This is a genomic window from Kitasatospora paranensis (assembly GCF_039544005.1).
In the GTDB taxonomy this organism is placed as follows: domain Bacteria; phylum Actinomycetota; class Actinomycetes; order Streptomycetales; family Streptomycetaceae; genus Kitasatospora; species Kitasatospora paranensis.
The window spans coordinates 818,370-836,258 of record NZ_BAABKV010000001.1; the positions used below are offsets into that span (position 1 = coordinate 818,370).

Annotated in this window: 18 protein-coding genes and 2 pseudogenes; 10 read left to right on the forward strand and 10 right to left on the reverse strand. The window is 74.1% G+C overall.

The window, feature by feature from the left end; all coding sequences use genetic code 11:
- Window positions 1-76: 76 nt before the first annotated feature.
- Window positions 77-220 carry a hypothetical protein gene (locus ABEB13_RS04220; protein WP_345704337.1) on the reverse strand — a complete coding sequence of 48 codons (144 nt, stop codon included), beginning with the start codon at window positions 218-220 and terminating at the stop codon, window positions 77-79.
- A 238-nt stretch (window positions 221-458) separates the two neighbouring features.
- Here ABEB13_RS04220 and ABEB13_RS40265 point away from each other — a divergent pair.
- The 6 genes and pseudogenes from ABEB13_RS40265 to ABEB13_RS04245 form a co-directional block, all read left to right on the forward strand.
- Window positions 459-824: pseudogene (locus ABEB13_RS40265) on the forward strand (ATP-grasp domain-containing protein); the annotation flags it as partial.
- A 181-nt stretch (window positions 825-1,005) separates the two neighbouring features.
- Entirely contained in the window at window positions 1,006-2,232 is a 1,227-nt protein-coding gene (locus tag ABEB13_RS04225; RefSeq protein WP_345704338.1) for a phenylacetate--CoA ligase family protein, read from the forward strand.
- Window positions 2,229-3,539 (forward strand): MFS transporter, encoded by a 1,311-nt coding sequence (locus ABEB13_RS04230; protein ID WP_345704339.1) that lies wholly within the window; start codon window positions 2,229-2,231, stop codon window positions 3,537-3,539. The genes ABEB13_RS04225 and ABEB13_RS04230 overlap by 4 nt, the downstream gene beginning before the upstream one ends.
- A complete protein-coding gene (locus ABEB13_RS04235; RefSeq protein WP_345704340.1) occupies window positions 3,536-4,405 on the forward strand; it encodes an SDR family NAD(P)-dependent oxidoreductase in 870 nt (289 codons plus the stop codon). Before ABEB13_RS04230 ends, ABEB13_RS04235 begins: the two co-directional genes overlap by 4 nt.
- Window positions 4,406-4,420: 15 nt before the next feature.
- Window positions 4,421-5,506 (forward strand): phenylacetate--CoA ligase family protein, encoded by a 1,086-nt coding sequence (locus tag ABEB13_RS04240; RefSeq protein WP_345704341.1) that lies wholly within the window; start codon window positions 4,421-4,423, stop codon window positions 5,504-5,506.
- Window positions 5,479-5,676 (forward strand): hypothetical protein, encoded by a 198-nt coding sequence (locus tag ABEB13_RS04245; protein ID WP_345704342.1) that lies wholly within the window; start codon window positions 5,479-5,481, stop codon window positions 5,674-5,676. The genes ABEB13_RS04240 and ABEB13_RS04245 overlap by 28 nt, the downstream gene beginning before the upstream one ends.
- 187 nt (window positions 5,677-5,863) lie before the next feature.
- Here ABEB13_RS04245 and paaI read toward each other — a convergent pair whose 3' ends face one another.
- Entirely contained in the window at window positions 5,864-6,301 is a 438-nt protein-coding gene (gene paaI, locus ABEB13_RS04250; protein ID WP_345704343.1) for a hydroxyphenylacetyl-CoA thioesterase PaaI, read from the reverse strand.
- Window positions 6,302-6,644: 343 nt separating this feature from the next.
- On the opposite strand from paaI, the gene ABEB13_RS04255 reads away from it, so the two are divergent.
- Complete coding sequence (locus ABEB13_RS04255) at window positions 6,645-7,058, forward strand: VOC family protein (RefSeq protein ID WP_345704344.1); 414 nt, start codon at window positions 6,645-6,647, stop codon at window positions 7,056-7,058.
- Here the strand turns inward: ABEB13_RS04255 and ABEB13_RS04260 are convergent.
- Entirely contained in the window at window positions 7,055-7,894 is an 840-nt protein-coding gene (locus ABEB13_RS04260; RefSeq protein ID WP_345704345.1) for a helix-turn-helix transcriptional regulator, read from the reverse strand. The two genes, ABEB13_RS04255 and ABEB13_RS04260, sit on opposite strands and share 4 nt — an antisense overlap.
- Before the next feature lie 103 nt (window positions 7,895-7,997).
- On the opposite strand from ABEB13_RS04260, the gene ABEB13_RS04265 reads away from it, so the two are divergent.
- Window positions 7,998-8,705 (forward strand): SDR family oxidoreductase, encoded by a 708-nt coding sequence (locus ABEB13_RS04265; protein ID WP_345704346.1) that lies wholly within the window; start codon window positions 7,998-8,000, stop codon window positions 8,703-8,705.
- Window positions 8,706-8,714: 9 nt separating this feature from the next.
- Here ABEB13_RS04265 and ABEB13_RS04270 read toward each other — a convergent pair whose 3' ends face one another.
- Complete coding sequence (locus ABEB13_RS04270; RefSeq protein ID WP_345704347.1) at window positions 8,715-9,176, reverse strand: hypothetical protein; 462 nt, start codon at window positions 9,174-9,176, stop codon at window positions 8,715-8,717.
- Window positions 9,177-9,272: 96 nt separating this feature from the next.
- Window positions 9,273-10,052, reverse strand: coding sequence for an alpha/beta fold hydrolase (locus tag ABEB13_RS04275; protein ID WP_345704348.1), 780 nt, complete (start codon window positions 10,050-10,052; stop codon window positions 9,273-9,275).
- A gap of 245 nt (window positions 10,053-10,297) precedes the next feature.
- Between ABEB13_RS04275 and ABEB13_RS04280 the strand changes: the two genes are divergently transcribed.
- Complete coding sequence (locus ABEB13_RS04280) at window positions 10,298-10,858, forward strand: isochorismatase family protein (RefSeq protein ID WP_345704349.1); 561 nt, start codon at window positions 10,298-10,300, stop codon at window positions 10,856-10,858.
- Between the two features lie 45 nt (window positions 10,859-10,903).
- On the opposite strand, the gene ABEB13_RS04285 is transcribed toward ABEB13_RS04280, so the two are convergent.
- The gene (locus ABEB13_RS04285) at window positions 10,904-12,235 is read right to left on the reverse strand and encodes an MFS transporter (protein ID WP_345704350.1); all 1,332 of its coding nucleotides are present in this window, start codon (window positions 12,233-12,235) and stop codon (window positions 10,904-10,906) included.
- 136 nt (window positions 12,236-12,371) lie between these two features.
- Between ABEB13_RS04285 and ABEB13_RS04290 the strand changes: the two genes are divergently transcribed.
- Entirely contained in the window at window positions 12,372-13,388 is a 1,017-nt protein-coding gene (locus tag ABEB13_RS04290; RefSeq protein WP_345704351.1) for an ArsR/SmtB family transcription factor, read from the forward strand.
- Between the two features lie 89 nt (window positions 13,389-13,477).
- On the opposite strand, the gene ABEB13_RS04295 is transcribed toward ABEB13_RS04290, so the two are convergent.
- The 4 genes and pseudogenes from ABEB13_RS04295 to ABEB13_RS04305 form a co-directional block, all read right to left on the reverse strand.
- On the reverse strand, window positions 13,478-14,716 hold the full coding sequence (locus ABEB13_RS04295; protein ID WP_345704352.1) for an alpha/beta hydrolase family protein: 1,239 nt from the start codon (window positions 14,714-14,716) through the stop codon (window positions 13,478-13,480).
- Window positions 14,717-14,862: 146 nt separating this feature from the next.
- The gene (locus ABEB13_RS40270; RefSeq protein WP_425559951.1) at window positions 14,863-15,303 is read right to left on the reverse strand and encodes an ATP-binding protein; all 441 of its coding nucleotides are present in this window, start codon (window positions 15,301-15,303) and stop codon (window positions 14,863-14,865) included.
- 63 nt (window positions 15,304-15,366) lie between these two features.
- Window positions 15,367-16,982: pseudogene (locus ABEB13_RS04300) on the reverse strand (SpoIIE family protein phosphatase); the annotation flags it as partial.
- A gap of 269 nt (window positions 16,983-17,251) precedes the next feature.
- Window positions 17,252-17,797, reverse strand: a complete 546-nt coding sequence (locus tag ABEB13_RS04305; protein WP_345704353.1) for a COG4315 family predicted lipoprotein — start codon at window positions 17,795-17,797, stop codon at window positions 17,252-17,254.
- Between the last annotated feature and the right edge of the window lie 92 nt (window positions 17,798-17,889).

The following is a 17,889-nucleotide window of genomic DNA, read 5'->3' on the forward strand; positions in this document are numbered from 1 at the left end:
GCCGGATGTGCTGGATCTTCCCCGACCGGGAGTCGACCCGGACGGGCGCGATGTGGAAGCACTACTTCTGGGACCTCTACGCGGAGGTCGCCAAGGAGTGCGGGATGAGCTGGACCAGGCACTCCCCCGACGCGGTGACGGTCGACGGCACCGTCCGCGGCAGGCCCCGGGTGTACGTGGACGACGAACTGGTCACGCCCGAGGACACGCTGTTCGTCACCGCGCTCTACTCGCTGCCCTACCAGTCGATGGACGTCTTCAACCAGTACGCGCTGTACGCCGTCCTCGAACAGGCCGGGTTCTACCTGCCGTTCCCGCCGCAGGTGTCGCTCATCGGCAACGACAAGCTGGCCACCCTGCTGCACCTGGACGGCTCCCCGGTGCCCCCGATCCCGTCGATCCGGATCGGCACCGGGCGGGACGTCGGCAAGCACCTCTACGAGGTGGCCCTCGCGAACATGACCTACCCGGCGATCGTCAAGCCCGCCGGCTGGTGCGGCGGCGGCGGCATCAACCTGGCGCGCAGCGCCGAGGACATCCGCGGCCTGGCCAGCCTGGCGCAGGGCGGGGACACCACCCTCGTGGTCCAGCCCTACCTGGGCGACGGCACGGTCGACCACCGGGTGTACGTCGTCGACGGCAAGCCGTACGGGCTGTTGAAGCGGACCCCGGAGGCCGGCTCGCCGGTGGCCAACGCCAGCCGCGGCGGCACCATGGAGTTCGCGCCGATACCGGACGAACTGGCAGAGGCCACTGCCTACTTCGCCGAACGGCTGCCGATCCCCTTCTTCTGCGTCGACTTCCTGTTCGACGGCGAGCGGTACTGGTTCTCCGAACTCGAGCCGGACGGCGTGATCGCCCCGGACTTCGACGACCCGCACCGCTCGATCCAGCGGGACATCACCCGCGCCCGGTTCGCCGCCTACCGGGACGCCCACGCGAAGTGGCTGGCCAACACCACCACCACGGCCGGTGCGGTCATGTCCGGCGCGGAGAGGAGACCCGATGACGCCGTCGTTCTCACTGCCGCCGGAGGCGGCCGAGCCGCACCTGCACGTGGCCCGCCGGACACTGGAACGGCTGCGCACGGTGCCCGGGTTGGCGCCGCGCTACGCCGACCACGGCGAACCGCTGACGCTCGACCAGGTCGCCGCGCTGCCTCCGCTGCTGAAGGACGACCTCAACGTCGCCCTCGCGCACCTCGAACCGCGCTCGGAGCAGACGGCCACCTGGATCTTCCAGAGCGGTGGCAGCACCGGCGCGCCCAAGGTCGGCCACGCACCCACCGGCTTCTACATGGCCGGGGTCCACGCGCACTGGCAGCCGCTGGACCACGACGACGTGTTCGTCAACGCGTGGGGCGCCGGCCGGATGTGGGGCGCGCACTTCCTCGCCGCCGCACTGGCGGACCTGTCCGGGTGCCGGATCATCGCGGTGGGCTCCGTCACCGCCGACGAGTACCCCGGCTGGCTGGCCTTCCTCGCCGCCCGCCGGGTGACCGCGATCGGCGGCACCCCGAGCGTGCTCCGGCTCTGGTTCGCGCACGCCCGCGCCGCCGGCCTGAAGCTTCCCGCGCTGCGCAAGGTGCTCTGGCTCGGCGAGGCCTGGCAGCCCCAACTGGAGGAGGACATGGCCGCGGTGGCCCCCGACGCGCGCCGCTGGGGGATGTTCGGCAGCACCGAGACCTGGGTCGTCGGCACCAACACCCCCGACTGCCCGGACGACACCTTCCATCCGCTGCCCGAACAGCTGGTGCACGTCGGACCGGACGACCGGCTGGACTTCACCACGCTCAACCCGGAGATGCTGAACCCGGTGCTGCGCTACCGGACGGGCGACGCCGGCCGGCTGGTGGCCTGTCCGTGCGGCCGGCCCGGCCGGGCGATGCAGGTCCTGGGCCGCCAGGACAGCGTGGTGCAGGTCCGCGGCCTCGGCCTGGACGTGGCCGAGGTGGTCGCCCGGGCGGAGCGCGAGCCGGGCGTCTCCCGGGCCCAGGTCCTGATCACCCACCAGGGCGGCCGGGTCGGCACCGTGGAGGTGCTGCTGCTGGCCGACCGGGGCGCCACCGTGGACATCGAGCGGCTGCGCCGGGAGCTGCTCTCCGCGACCTTCACGCTCAGCACCGCCTTCCAGCACGATCCGCAGTCGTTCCAGGTCCGGCAGGTCGACGGGCTGATCAGCAACGACCGGACGGGCAAGACCGCCACGTTCGTCGTCCGGGAGGAGTCGTGAAGCCCCGACTGCCGGTCTCGCTGGGCCGCGGGTTCAACCTGTTCTGGGCCGGGCAGGCGGTCAGCACGGTCGGCGACCGGGTCACCGTCTTCGTCGTGCCGACCCTGATGATCTTCGTCCTGCACGCGTCCGCCCTGCAGGTGGGCATCGTGGCGATGGCCCAGTACCTGGGCATCCCGCTGCTCGGGCCGGTCGCCGGCGTCCTCGTCGACCAGTGGAACAAGCGCTGGACGATGCTCGTCTGCGACCTCGTCCGGCTGGCCGCGGTGGCCGTCATCCCGCTGGCGTACTGGCTGGGGTGGCTGTCCACCCCACTGCTGTTCGGCTGCGTGGCGGTGATCAGCGGCGCGACGATCTTCTTCACCGTCGGCTACCTCATCGCCGTGCCGGCCGTCGTGTCGAAGGACCACCTCGTCCGCGCCTACTCGCGGCTGGAGGGCAGCCGCTCGGTGTCCGAGGTGGCCGGACCGTCGATCGCGGCCGGCCTCTACAGCGCGCTCGGCGTGGCCGCCCTGCTCGTGGACGCCGCCAGCTACCTGGTGTCGGCCGTGTGCTTCCGCTCGATGCACCCCTGGGGCGAGCGGACGGTCGTCCAGGGCTCCGTACGGGAGCGGCTGACGCTGGGCTTCCGGCTGAACTGGGCCGATCCGGTGCTGCGGCGGGTGGTCGTGTCCGCGGTGACGCTCAACTGCGGCGGCCCCGTCTTCGTCACCGTGCTGCCGGTCCTCGCGTACCGGGGGCTCGGCGTGTCGGTCGGGGTGTTCGGCGCGGCCATGTCGGTCGCGGCGGTCGGCGCGCTGCTGGGCGCCGTGGTGTCCCCGAAGATCAGCGAACGGTTCGGCACCGGGCGGACGATGGCCTGGGGCCTCCTGCTGCACTGCCTGGTCGGGCTCGGCGTCCTCGCCGCGCCCGCTCTGCCGTCCGGTCCGGTGCTCGCCGTGACGATGGGCTGCTACGGCTTCTTCATGTCGTGCATCAATGTCTGCAGCGCACCCGCCCGGCAGTCGCGGATGACCGCCGGGAACCAGGGCGTGATGCACGCGGCGTACCGGACGGTGACCTGGGGCGTGATCCCGCTGGCCGCCCTCGCCGGCGGTCTGGCCGTCAGCCTGCTGACCGACTCGATGGGGATCCTCGACGCCGCGCGGGTGACGATGGCCGGCGGCACGCTGCTGGCGGCGTTCTCCTTCCTGCCGGCCGTCCGGATCCAGCCGCTGCTCGACGCGGCCGATCGGGAGCGCGATCAGGCGTCCGGCGCCGACCCGGCCGCCGGCACCGAGCCCGCCCTCGCGGACAGCACGCCATGACGACGGAACAGCGCATCGCGCTGATCACCGGGACGTCCTCCGGCATCGGGCTGGCCACCGCGGTCGCCGCGGCCCGGGCCGGCTTCACCGCGGTGGCCACCATGCGGGACACGGACCGGGCGGGCGCGCTGCGCGACGCGGCGGAGCGGGCCGGTGTCACGGTGGACATCCGCCGGCTCGACGTGACCGACGCCGACTCGGTGGCGGCCTGCATCGACGACGTCGCGCAGGCGTACGGACGGCTGGACGCGGTGGTCAACAACGCCGGCATCTCCAACTTCGACCCCACCGTGGAGATGTCGACGATGGCGGCGCTGCGGGCCAACCTGGAGGTGAACTTCTTCGGCGTCGTCGCGGTGACGCGGGCCGCGATGCCGCTGCTGCGGGCCGGGCACGGCCGGCTGGTCACCATCGGCAGCGTGCACGGCGTCGTCGGCCAGCCGTTCAACGAGGCCTACTGCGCTGCGAAGTTCGCCGTCGAGGGATTCATGGAGAGCCTGGCGCCGGTCGCCGCGGCCCACGGTGTCGATGTGTCGATCGTGGTGCCGGGATTCGTCCGTGACACCTCGTTCGGCATCTTCCCGGACATCAACCGCGCAACGGTGCAGGCCGCCTCCGGCCCCTACGCGCCCACCTTCGCCGACTACGTCGCGTGGATCGGCAGCCAGGGCTGGGAGGGGGCCGGACAGGTGGCGCAGGACGTCGCCGAGGTCGTGGTGCGGACCCTTCGCGCCGACCGGCCCGCCTTCCGAGTCCCCGCCAACCGGTGGGCCGCCGACCACGTGGGCCACAAGCTGGCCGACCGGGACGGCTCGACCGTGCAATCACTCGCCCGCACCTGGATCGGGCAGCCCGAATCCCCGTAGAGATCAGGAGATGCAGTGCCCGCGAAACCCCTTCAGGAACTGGTCGACCACGCCCGGGCGAACTCCCCGTTCTACGCGGAGACGTACCGGGACGTGCCGCGGACGGTCTCGCACCTGACCCAGCTGCCCGTCCTCGACCAGGCCGCGTTCTGGGCGGCGAACACCTGGCCGGACAACCGGCTGCTGACCGGTCCGCTGAACGACGCAGGTGTCTACAAGACCGGCGGCACCACCGGTGCCCCGAAGTTCTCCCCGTGGACGCGAACCGAGCACACCGACGCGGTGACGGCCTTCGGTGCCGGCATCGTCCGGGCCGGCCTCAAGGCGGGGCACCGGGTGGCCAACCTGTTCCGCGCCGGCGAGCTCTACAGCGGGTTCCTCTTCATCGAGGGAGCGCTGCACCACGCGCCGGTGGACAACGTCCGCCTCCCGGTCGGCGGCACCGCCCCCGACGACTACATCGCCGACCTGATCGCCGGTTTCGGCGTGCAGGTCCTGGCGGGCGAGCCGATGAAGCTGAGCGCGGTGGCCGAGCACCTCGTCCGGTGCGGGCGGGTCGCCGACTCCGTGGAGCTGCTGCTCTTCGGCGGCGACCTGCTCTTCGACGACCTCCGGCCGATCCTGTCACGGGCCTTCCCGAAGGCCGCCGTCTCCTCGGTGGGCTACGCGTCGGTCGACGCCGGGCTGGTCGCCGCGCCGGTGCCCGGCGAGGACGTCCGCGTCCACGAGGCCTTCCCGCACCGCACGGTGGTGGAGCTCGTCGACGAAGCGACCGGTGAGCCGATCACGGCCGTCGGCGTGCCGGGCCGGGTCGTGGTCACCAACCTGTTCCGCACCCTGATGCCGATCCTGCGCTACCCGGCCGGGGACCGCGCCGAGTGGGTCGACCCCGAGTGCCAGAGGTTCCGCCTCCTGGGCCGGTCGGAGGAGGGTGCCCGGGTCGGGTCGACCGCGATGCCGTCCGAGGACATCCGCGCGGTGCTGCTCGCCGCCGACCCGGGTCGGGTCATCGCCGGCATGCAGATGGTGCAACGCCGATGGGACGGCCGGGACGGCCTGATCCTTCGCCTGGGATGCACCGAGGAGCCTCCCCGGGCCTGAGCGAGCGACTCGTCGAGGCGGTCTACGCGGCCCGCCCCCAGTACCCGGACGAGGTCGCCGACGGCACCATCCACCCGCTGGTCATCGAGTGGGTGCCACGCTCCGAACTGCTCACCAACCCGCGGACGGGCAAGCTCCGACAGGTCGTCGACGAGCGCCCGCCCGCCTGACCCACGAACCGGCGGACCGGCGGACGCGCTGACGCACGAAAGCCGCCGGGGCGGGCGACCGATGTCGTTCGCCCCGGCGGCTTTCAAGCGCCGGCGATTCGGGCCCGCCCGCCGCCCGCCGTCGGCCGGAGCGGTCCGGCGCATGGAAACCGAATGAACGGCGGGCGACGGAAATGCGGCGGCCCGCTCAGTCGCCGAACGGCTTTCCGGAGAGCATCACACTCTGGCCGCGGAATTCCGCCACGACCTTCCCGGCCGCCTGCCGGACGGTCACGTCGTAGATTCCGTGCCGCCCCGACCGTGCCCGCTCGACCGCCTCGGCGACCAGGTCGTCGTCGACCGCCGCCGGGGCCAGGAACGTGACCTGCGCGGCCTGCGCGACGGTGACCGGGCCGTAGCTGTTGCAGGCGTACGAGAATGCCGCGTCTGCCAGCAGGAACAAGTACCCGCCGTGCGCCGTCCCATGGCCGTTCAACATCCCGGCTGTCACCCGCATGCGCATCAGCGCACGCCCGCTGGAGACTTCGTCCAGGGCGATTCCCAGGGCCCGGCACGTCTCGTCGCGCGCGTACAGTGCGGCGATCCTGGAATGCCCGGCACCGCCCGGTTCGAATTCCGTACCCATGATGTCCTGCTTTCCCCGGGAACAGCCCGAAAACGGCCGGAACGCTGCGTACCGAATTACATCGAGCCCCGCCGCCGGCTGTCAATGGCGGCCTGTTCGACCGCCCCTGACGGTCGGACGGCGACATGGCGCAGCGCGGTCGCGGGAAGCCGGGCCGGGCCCGTCACGGCCCCACCGGAACGGCCGTCGGCCGCCGGGGCGAGGACCCGGTGCTCGGGTCCGGTGCTCCCGTACGACGTCGCGGCCTCCCGCGGACGGACTGCCCGGTACATCGGAGTCGTACCGGGCGGTCCTCGGCAATCAGGTGGCCGTGGGTGAGCACCGATCACTACGGTGTGACGCCATGCCCCTGCAGATGAAGCTGACCGCGATCACACTCGACTGCGCCGAGCCCGAGGCGCTGGCCGCGTTCTACCGGCAGGCCACCGGGTTCGAGCCTCACCCCGACTCCGACGGCGACTTCGCCGGCCTCACCCGCGAGGACGGGCTCTTCCTCGGCTTCCAGCGCGTCGACGGCTACCGGGCTCCCCGGTGGCCCGACCGGACGGCGCCGCAGCAGATGCACCTCGACTTCGCGGTGGACGACCTGGACGAGGCCGAGGCCCTGCTGATGGAACTGGGCGCGATCAGGCCGGAGCACCAACCCGGCGGCGACAGGTGGCGGGTCCTCTCCGACCCGGCCGGGCATCCCTTCTGCCTGACCAGGAGCCGACCTGTGCCGCCGACCGCATCCGGGCGGACGCCACCCGAGCACTAGCCGGTCAGGGCCTGGGTGCCGAGCACCGTGAGCATGGCCAGGCGTTCGGCGTCCTCGCTGTCGGGCTCGGCGGTGTAGACCATGATCCGCAGGTCGCTGCCGGCCACCGTGAGCACGTCGCAGTCCAGCGTCACCGCGCCCACGTGCGGGTGGTCGATGGTCTTGCGCGCGGCTTCGTGGGTGCCGACCGCGCCGGCGTCCCACAGCTCCGCGAACCGCCCGCCGGCGGCGCGCAGGTCGGCGACCAGCCGCCGGAGTCGCGGGTCGGCCGGATACCGGTCGGCGGCCGCCCGCAGGTCGGCCACCAGGCCGGCCTCGAACGCCCGCCGTTCCTGCGGCGTGTGCCGGACGGGGCTGCCCGGACCGACCAGGTTGCGCCAGACGCCGTTGCGCTCGTTCCCCCGCCAGCCGGACGGATCGCCCATCAGGGCCGCGTAGGGCGCGTTGGCGGTGAGCAGCGTCCACGACGCGTCGTAGACCGCGACGGGAGTTCCGGCCAGCCGGTCCAACAGGCGCTGGACGCTCGGGGTGATGTACGCGGGGACGGTCTCCGGGCCCGGCGGCGCCAGCCCGGCCAGCCGGAACAGGTGGGCGCGCTCGGCACCCGACAGCCGCAGGGCGCGCGCGAGGGCTTCGACGACCTGCGCCGAGGGATGCGAGGCCCGGCCCTGTTCGAGCCGGGTGACGTAGTCGACGGAGATGCCGGCCAGCAGGGCGAGCTCCTCGCGGCGCAGTCCGGCGGCGCGCCGCTGTCCGCCGGAGGGCAGCCCGGCCGCCTCCGGCGGCACCCGGTCGCGCCATCGGCGTACTGCCGGTCCGAATTCCGCATGCGCCATGGTGTCCAGTGTGGCGCGGGGGCCGCGCCCCGTCCTGGTACCGGGAGTCCCAGGACGGCCGGGGCACTGGTCGGACACGGCCCCTGGACGCGAGTCTGGACGCATGACGACCACACTGATCACCGGAGCGAACAAGGGTCTCGGCTTCGAGACCGCCCGCCGGCTCGTCGCCGCGGGGCACACCGTCTACATCGGGGCGCGGGACGCGGAGCGGGGGCGGCAGGCCGCCGAGCGGCTGGGCGCGCGCCTGCTCGTGCTCGACATCACCGACGACGCGTCCGTGGACGCCGCGGCGAAGGCGGTGGAGGCCGACGGAGGGCTCGACGTCCTGATCAACAACGCGGGCATCGAGGAGCGCGGCGACGGGAACAGGGTGATCGGCGCCGCCGAGGTGACCGCCGAACTGATGCGGCGGACGTTCGAGACCAACGTCTTCGGCACGGTGCGGGTCACCCACGCGTTCCTCCCGCTGCTCCAGCGCTCGGCCGCTCCGGTCGTGGTGAACCTCAGCAGCGGCCTGGCCTCGCTGACCCGGGTCAGCCGCCCGGGCACCCCGGCGGCCGCGTACCCGGGCGTCGCCTACCCGGCCTCGAAGGCCGCGGTGAACATGATCACCGTGCAGTTCGCGAAGGCGTTCCCGGCCATCCGGATCAACGCCGTGGAGCCCGGCTTCACCAGGACGGACCTGAACGGGAACACCGGCATCCAGACCGTCGAGCAGGGCGCCGAGATCATCGTGCGGATGGCGCAGATCGGCCCGGACGGACCCACCGGGGGCTACTTCGACGCCGAGGGGCCGCTCCCCTGGTGAGGCGGGCCGTCAGGTCCTGACCGGTCGGCGCGCCACCCCGGCCGGGGTGGCGAGTGGTGCGGCGGTCAGCGCCCGGCGGACGAGGAGCGCGTCGTGCGCGGTCGTCTCGATCCACACCGGACGCCCGGGGACGCTCTCGTAGCGGGTCACCGTGCGGCCGACCCGGCTCGCGAACCGGTCGGGTTCGGCGCCGGTGACCACCACGACCTGTCCGCCCACGGGGATCTCGATCTCGGGTCCCGCCCGCCGTCCGGTGAACCGCAGGGCCGGTGTCCCCGGTTCGACCAGGAGGTGGCCGGCCGAGGCGCCGTCCAACAGCTCCAGCCGGGACACCGACGCGAGTCGGCAGGGCATCCGGGCGGCGCCGCCCGCCGCGACGAGCGCGGCCCGCCGCCCGGCCCGCACCCGGGCCAGCCAGGGGACGACCTGGTCGCGCGCGAGGTCCCTCAGCAGGATCAGCGGCACGTCCACCTGAGACTCCCGTCCTCGCCACCCGGTACCGGCGGTGCCCACGGTAGGGCACCGGCAGGACGCCCGCCGCACCGGGTCCGGCCGGCCCGCCGTGGCTCAGTGCAGCATCGCCGTCAGGTCCGCGAAGGCCTCCCGGACCGCGGCCGGGTTCTCGATCCAGGGGAAGTGGCCTGCGCGCTCGATCGTCCGCCGGAGGACGTTCGGCCGGTCGAAGTCACCGGCGTCGTGCCAGACGCCCTGGTCGACCACGCGGTCCAGGGCGCCGCCGACGACGAGGGTGGGCAGTGTCCGCGGCGCCCACCCCGCCCGGTAGTCCTCGTCGAAGTGGGCGTCGGCCCAGGCCACCGCGGACTGGCAGTACGGCAACTCCGCCAGCAGGGCCCGGCCTTCGGCCAGCCCGTCGGGGGTGAAGCTCCAGGGTGCGGCGGCCAGCGTCAACGCGCGCAGGGTCCGGTCGTCCGGGCCCGCGGCGTACGCCTGGGCGGCGGTCTCCACGGCGGGGATCGGATGCGTCTCGGCCCACCGGGCGAAGTGCGGGCGCCAGCCGGCGTGCGGCGCGCTGCCCACCAGCGCCATGCCCGCGAGCTCCTGCTCCAGTTCGGGGACGGAGAGCAGGAACATCCCGCCCGTGGAGTGGCCGACCATGACCACGTCGTCCAGCTCCCGGGCGGCCTCGGCCAGGACGTCCGGCCACCGGGAGTACGGACGGGCCGGGATCCGGGGGCCGGCGCGGTTGGAACCGTCCCCCGGCAGGTCGACCAGCCAGACCGAACCCGGCAGACCGGCCGCCACGGCGAGGCCACGCAGGGATTCCGACCCCAGGCCCGGGCCGCCCGGCACCAGCAGCCAGTTCCACCGCCCCTCGTCCGCCGACACCTGCCGCAGTCTCACTCCCGACGGCGTCCAGCGCTCCTGAACACTCGTACCCACAGCAGCCGCCCCCACGTCCCTCTCCGCCTCCGTCTTCCGCGGCCGGGCGCGGAACGCCCTCGGGCCGAGCCGTACGCTACCCGGCCACCACGCGCGCCGCCCGCCGGGATTGCCACGCCGGGGTGCGACGGACTGTCAGCGGGTGGGTCTAGCGTGGCGGGTTCAGACCTCGGCGCGAGCAAGGGAAGACCATGACCACACTCGAGAACCGGCCGAACACCGCCCTGGTGGTCGTCGACGTGCAGACCGGCGTCGTCGCCGGGGCCCATGAGCGCGACGCCGTGGTCGCGAACATCGGCAGCCTGGTGGAGCGGGCCCGGCGGGAGGGCGTGCCCGTCGTCTGGGTCCAGCACTCCGACGAACACCTCGTCAGGGAGAGCGAGGAGTGGCGGATCGTCCCCGAGCTGGTGCCGGGCGAGGACGAGCCGCTCGTCCCCAAGAACTGGGGCGACTCCTTCGAGGACACCGTGCTCGAATCGGTGCTGGCAGGGCTCGGCGTGGGGCGGCTGATCGTCGTCGGTGCCCCGACCGACGCCTGCATCCGGTCGACGCTGCACGGCGCAGTCGTCCGCGGCTACGACGCGGTCCTGGTCGGTGACGCCCACACCACGGAGGACCTGACGGCCTGGGGTGCGCCGCCGCCGGAGCAGGTCGTCGCGCACACCAACCTGTACTGGTCCTACCAGGCGGCACCGGGCCGGACGGCCGGCACGGTGAGCACGAAGGAGGTCGACTTCACCGGCACCTCCTGAGCCCGTCGATCGGTCCACCGTCCGTGGGTCCACCGCCCGGGATCGTCACCGCGCGATCCGGGCATCGGCGGCCACCGGATCCACGGCCGTCGCCGGGGCGTCGATCAGGCGTTCCAGCCGCAGCAGCGCCGGGACGGCGGCCAGGCTCAGCGCGATCAGGAACAGCCAAGGCCAGCCGGCGCCCCGGGTCAGCAGCAGGGTGAGGACACCGGGCGCCACGGTCTGGCCGAAGGTCCAGGACAGCTGGTGGACGGCCAGGTACCGGCCGCGCAGGTGCTCCGGCGCCAGGGAGACGCTGAGGTCCGCGGAGAACGGTGTGGCCGCGGTCTCCGCGAGGGTGTAGAGGACGATGCCGAGCAGGAGCCCGCCGAGGACGCACCAGCCCGGCGTCAGGCGGACGGCCGCGAAGAGGCCGAAGGCCACGGCGTTGAGCAGCGCCGAGGCGGCGATGACCCGCACCGGGCGGAACCGCTCCAGCCGGCGGCTGACGCCGGTCTGGGTGACGGCCACCTGCACACCGTTCACCACCAGTAGCACGCCGGCGATCCAGGCGGGGCGGTGCAGACCGGTCGTGATGTGGACGGCGAGCAGCAGGTTCAGCACCAGCGCGGTGAAGACGAAGTTCACGTTGACGGCGACCAGCAGGAGGTAGCGGCGGTCCCGGAGCACCGCACGGTACCCGCCGTCCGGCCGCACGGCGGCGACCCGGCGGCGCTCCGGTTCCCGGGCCCGGACCCCGGCCCCCGCGGAGGGTTCGCGGACGGGCCGCCACCGGGCCAGGAGCAGGGCCGCGGCGGCATAGCTCGCGGCGTTCGCGACCATGACGGCGTTCAGGCCCGCCGTGCCGGCCGCGCCGACCAGCAGCGCGCCGAGCGCGCCGCCGACCGCGAGCCCCGAGTTGCGGAGCGTGTGCAGCAGGGCGAACCAGCGCGGGCGGGCGGCGGCCTCGGCGGCGAGCACCACCAGACCGCTGCTCGACGTCCAGTAGGTGACGGCCCCGACCTGGGCGAGCCAGGTCACCAGGACGATCTGCCAGACGCCGTGTCCGCACAGGAAGCCGGCATAGCCGACCGCCGAGACCGCGTTGCCCGCGAGGGCCGTCCGGCGGGCGCCCCAACGGTCGATGAGCGGGCCGACGCAGACGGCGGTCGGCGCGGCCAGCAGCCGGGCCAGCGAGAGCGCGCCGCCCACCGCCGCGAGCGAGAGCGTGGTGGTGCGGGCGAAGTAGACCAGGACGAAGGCGACGACGAGGCCGCTGCCCACGCTGTCGATCACGGCGGCGCCGAGCAGCCTGCCGTTCCCCGCCGGCGGCGGAAGAGCGGGCGGGCGCCGGGTGCGGCCGGTCTCGGTGATGGCGGGTGCGGATGGTCCGGGCATGGCGACGAGGCCCTCTCGAAGGGTTCCGGCGGGTGGGAGGCCTGACGGCCGCTCCGAGTCTGCTGGCGGTAGGGTCGGCTGCCAACGGATTCGATGTCGGTCGAATCCACGGGCCGCGGCGGAAGGAGCCACGGGCGTGCTGACGCTGCGTTTCTCGGCGCAGGACCTGGCCCGGACCCGGTTCGCCTGCTCCCCGCTCTGGGAGGTGGTCAACGGCGTCCAGGTGCTGAAGGACCCGGGCCGGCACGGCGTGCACCTCGGCTGGGCCCGGCAGACCCGGCGGGCGCTGGCCGTACACGGCATCCGCACCGCCCTGCTGTACGAGCTGATCCCCGTTCCCACGCCGTACGTGCCGGACTTCCTGACGCCCGTTCCCGAGGTCGAGGAGCCCTCGTTGGAGGACGAGTTGGCCATCCTGCTGGGCACCTCGGCCGCGGAGCTGCGCACGGACCTGGACCGGATCACCGGCCCCCTCCCGCCCCTGGTGCAGCGGCTCCGCGATGCCCCGGACGAGGGCCTGGCCCGGCTGGCGGAGGAGATCAGGGCCTACTGGAGCGTCGCCGTGGAACCGCACTGGCCTCGCATCCGGCGCCTGATGGACGGTGAGATCCTGCACCGGGCGCGGATGATGGCGCGCGGAGGCGCGGCCGAGCTCTTCCAGGACCTGCACCCCGCGGTCTCCTGGGACGGCGGCACGCTCCGGGTCGCCCACCCCGGCTACGAGGCGGACCGTGCGCTGGAGGCGGGACGCGGACTCGTCCTCGTCCCGTCGGTCTTCGTCTGGCCCGGGGTGTTCTCGCAGAGCAATCCGCCGCGGCAGCCCGGCCTCGTCTATCCCCCGCGCGGTGTGGCCACCCTGTGGGAGCGTCGGACGGAACCGACACCCGAGGGTCTGGCGGCAGCGCTGGGACGCTCACGGGCCCAGTTGCTGACGGAACTCGTCGCGCCCGCCTCGACGAGCGAGCTGGCGCTCCGGCTGGACATGGCACCGGCCACCGTCTCGCACCATCTCGGGGTGCTGCGCGCGGCCGGTCTGGCGACCGCCCACCGGAGCGGCCGGATCGTCCTCTACCTGCGCACGCACGCCGCCGAGGCCCTGGTCGGAGCAGCGCCGGACACGGCGCGGACGGAAGGCACCGCCGAGCATTCCTGACGCCGCCATGGGAGGGACGTTCGGCGGTGCGCACGGCGGCCCGCCCCATCGGGCCGGACCACCGCACGCGGGAGGTCACCTGCCGGGCGTCACGGCACGAACGTCACCTGGGGGAAGCAGGACGACGGTCCGTCGAGCAGGTGGTTGTCGCGGCGGCGCACGCCGCGGTCGAGGAACGCGTCGACGTAGGCGCGCTGCGCAGCGATCGACGAGGCCGGGTCGACCGTTCCGACCTGGGCCTGGACGGCGGCCGCGGGCACCCGGCCGGCGTCGGCGATCTGCGGGAGCTGGACCTGCAGGTCGGTGAAGGAGAGATGGCCGGCGCCGGACAACTGGAGGTTGCGGTGCGGGCCGCGCAGGTTCGCCCAGAAAGGCTGCCACCAGACGTCGTCGTGCGTCCACCCGGCGCTGTTCATCAGCAGGAACGGCCGGTCCAGGCCGTCGGCCACGACACTGCCCACCGGCCCCTGCTCACCGAAGTCGAGCCCGCCGTCGAGGTCGACCGCGGCGTCCACCCGGGGATCGTCGTGCATGACCTGGGCAGCGGTGGCGCCGCCCAGCGAGTGGCCGACCATGCCGACCTCGGCGAGGTCCAGCTGCCCGGCGAGACCGGCCGGCAGGCGCCGGTGCTCGGCGTCCGGGTTGCCGCCCGCGTCCAGGTCGGCCAGCCGGTCCAGGACGAAACGGGTGTCGGCGACCCGGATGCCGACCAGGCGGCCCGGCAGGGCCGTGGCCACCGCCGGGTCGGCCTTCTCCACCCGGCCTCCGGGGAACTCCACGGCCGTGGACTCGAAGGTGTGGTCGATCGCCACCACGAGGTAGCCGCGGCTCGCCAAGTCCTCGGCCAGCACTGTCCCCTGGCCGCGGAGTCCGCCCTCGCCGGGCGAGTACAGCACCACCGGCAGGCCGCCGTGGCCGGCCCTGGCCGGCGCGCCGGGCCGGGAGTGGGTCAGGGTGCCCGCCCAGTCGGCCGTGTCGAGCGGCAGCCCGAACTGCTGCTGGAGCGACTGAGCGAAGGCGGCCGCGGTGCCGGCCGGGAGTTGCGGCGCCGGGGCACCGCCGCGGCCCGGCTGCGCCGGATACCAGAGGGTGACCATCAACTCGCGGGAGCGGCCCGGCTGCCAGGGGTCGGGCCGGGAGTGGTCGACGAGGTGCAGGTCGACGGTGCCGACCTGGTTCGGGCCGGCCGGGGCGGGAAGCGTCAGGTGCACCGGGGCGGCGGAGGGAAGGGTGTCGGCGTGGGCCGCCGGGGCTGCGAACGGTCCTGCCACGGCGAGCAGGACGGAGGCGGCGGCCGCGCGGGACCACCGGATACGGTTCGAAGTCATACCCGCACCCTATAGAGCGGCCCTTACCTGCCGCCTTCCCATTTCCGGACGGTGCGCACCGCACTCCGGTCCCCGACTCCGCCGCTGCACAACAGTCGTGACATGCAGTCACCCTCCGATCGCCCGGGGCGGGGCGGCCGGGGAGGTCAGCCGTGCCGCCCCGCCCCGGGCGTCACGACGGGGAGGTGGGCTCGGCGTCCGGGGCGCGGCGGGGCAGCCGCTGCTCGGCCCAGATGGTCTTGCCGCGGCGGTTCGGCCGCACCCCCAGCGATGGGTGAGATGGGCGGTGATGAACAGGCCGCGCCCACCCTCGTCGGCGTCGTCGGCGCGGCGCAGCCGGGGGCGGCGCTGCTGTCGTCGGCGACCTCGCAGATCAGCGCGCGGTCGCGGATGAGCCGCAGCTCCACCGGGCCGTCGGCGTAGCGGACGCCGTTGGTGACCAGCTCGCTGACGATCAGTGCGGTCGCGTCGACGAGTTCGTCCAGGTCCCAGCGGGCGAGCTGCTCGACGGCCGCCCTCCGGGCCGCGGCGGCGGACTCGGGCGCGTTGGGGAACGTCCAGGCGACGGTCTGCGTCGCGTCGAGCACCCGGGTGCGGGCGAGCAGGAGCACCGCGTCCTGGGCCGGCTGTTCGGGGGCCAGGGCGTCGACGAGCGCGTCGCAGGTGTCCTGGAGCGAGGGGTGCGGGACACGGGTGACCCGGTGGACCCGGTCCAGCGGGATGCGGGCCGGTTCCCCGTCCGCGGCCCCGAAGAGCGCGGCGTTGTAGAGCAGCAGGGTGCTGCCCTCGGGCACGGCGTACTCGACCACGGTGTACCGGGCGGCCCCTCGCCCGAGCAGTGGGCCCGGCGGCACCTCCAGCAGCTCGACCTCGCCGTCGGGGTGGACGAGGACGGGCGGGGGTGTCCGGCACTGGACAGGGTGCAGATCCGGGTGACCGGGTCGTAAACGGCGTACAGGCAGCTGGCCGGCCAGGCACGGTCGGCCTCCGCCTCCCGGTGCGGCCGGCCCGCGAGGTCGTGGAGCCGTTCGAGGATCTCGTCGGGCGGCAGATCGAGGTCGGAGAGGGCTGCGAGGGCGGCGCGCAGCTCGCCCATCGCCTCCGCGGCGTTGACCAGCGAGCCGGTGGTGTCGCCCGCGGTCAGGGCGACGCGGGCGCCGGAGAGCGGGATCACGTCGAACCAGCCGCCGCCGGTGCCGGCCGGCAGATAGGCATGCGCGGTCTCCACCGCCGCGTGTCCGGAGCCGCTGCCCTGTCGCAGCTCGCGCTGCAGGATCCGGGCCACCGAGCGCTCGCGGCTGTAGAGCCGGGCGTTGTCCAGGCAGAGGGCGGCCATCGAGGTGAGCTGTTCGGCGAGCGCCAGGTCGGTGCGCTCGAACGGGGTGGGGGTGTGCCAGCGGTACAGGCAGGCCAGCCCCAGGACCACGCCCCGGGCGCGCATCGGCACCACCATCATCGAGTGCACGCCGGCGGCGAGCAGCCTGGCGTCGCGGCGGCGGTCGGGGTCGAGCCAGTCCGCGTCCTTGGCCAGGCGACGGATCAGCACCGGGGCGAGATCGGCGAGGGCCTGCCGGTAGGGCGTCCCGAAGGGGTACGTGCCGACCTCGCCGACCGCCGGCACGCCCTGCCGGGAGGGGTCGGCGACGGATCGGAATCCGCCGCGGCGCAGCGGGGCGTTCTCCAGGACGGCCGCGGGTTCGGGGGCCTCGCCGCGCAGCACCGAGTCGAGCACGTCCACGGCCATGGTGTCGGCCAGTTCGGGGACGGCGAGGTCGCAGACCTCCTGGGCGGTGCGGAGGATGTCCAGGGTCGTCCCGACGCCGGTGGCGGCGCGGTTGAGCAGCCGCAGACCTGCCTCGGCCCGCGCGCGCGCCGTGATGTCGTTGATCGCCACCGCCACGCCGAGCACCGTGCCGTCCGGGTCCTGCAGGCGGAAGCAGGCCACCGAGACCACCGCCTGCGCGGCCGCCCGGCGGCGGCTGCGCGCGTGGACGAGCAGGTCCCGCACCGGCCTGCCGGTCTCCAGCACCTCGCGCAGCGTCCGCTCGACGTGCTCCGGGCCGGAGACGTTGCAGGCCTCCAGCACCTCCGGCAGCGAGCGGCCGACGAGCCGGCCGAGCGGGAAGTCCCGGATGAGGCGTGCGGCGGCGCTCACCCGGACGAGCCGCAGCCTGGTGTCGAGCAGGTGCAGGCCGATCGGCGACTGCGCGAACAGGGCCGCCTGAACCGCCCGGTCCAGTGCGGCCCGGTCGGCCTCATCGTCCATGCTGCTCACGTGGCGACCACGCTCCCTGCGACCGGAAGGGCTCCCGACACACCGAGCAAACCCCGACCGGGCGCTCTCCGCCACCGCGGGAGCGGTGGCTCCCGGGCCCCGCCGGGCGGCCCGCGGGCCCCGGGAGGCCCGGAGCCCCGTGAGGTCGCCGGCCGCGGCGGGCTTCTTCACGCTCGCCGGCGCCGTCGCCGCCCGCGTGTCCCGCCCGGTGCCGGAACTGCGCGGAGCGGGAGGCGGACGGACGGTCGCCGAACGTCGGGTCAGTCATTGTCGATCTTGTTTCCGGCGGGGGTGACCACGTACCAGCCGGCGCCGAAGGCCTTGGAGCCCTGCCCGGTGGTGTCGCCCGCCTTGTGATCGCCGGCGAAGTAGTACAGCGGATGGCCGTGGTAGGTCACCTCGACGCGGTGGTCCGCACGGGTCAGCGTGCCGAGCTGTGCGGCGGCCACACCGGTGCCCGCCTGCGGCGCCCCGTCGGTGGTCAGCGGCGGCCACGCGACCGCGCAGGCGCCGTCGCAGTTCGACATGGTGGGGGCGTCCTTCTCGAAGAGGTACAGGGTGCGCCCCTGGCTGTCCGTGAGGATCATGCCGAGGCCGGAGTTGTGCACGGCCACGACGGCGCCGGTCGCGCCGCCGGACGCCGGGGCGGACGGATCGGCCGGGGCGGACGAGGGCGCGCCGGACGACGCGGCGGGCGCCGAGGTGGCGGCCGGGGCCGCAGTGGAACCGCTGCTGCCACTGCTGCAGGCAGCGGCTCCCAGGGCGATGGCGGGGAGCAGCAGGGCTGCTCCGGCGAGACGCTTCATGACAGGCACTCTCCTTCCGACGGGCCGCCGGTGGGGGTGCGATGGTCGCCCGGCGGGCCTGCCCATTCGTACGGCTACGAAGCGCCGAGTGT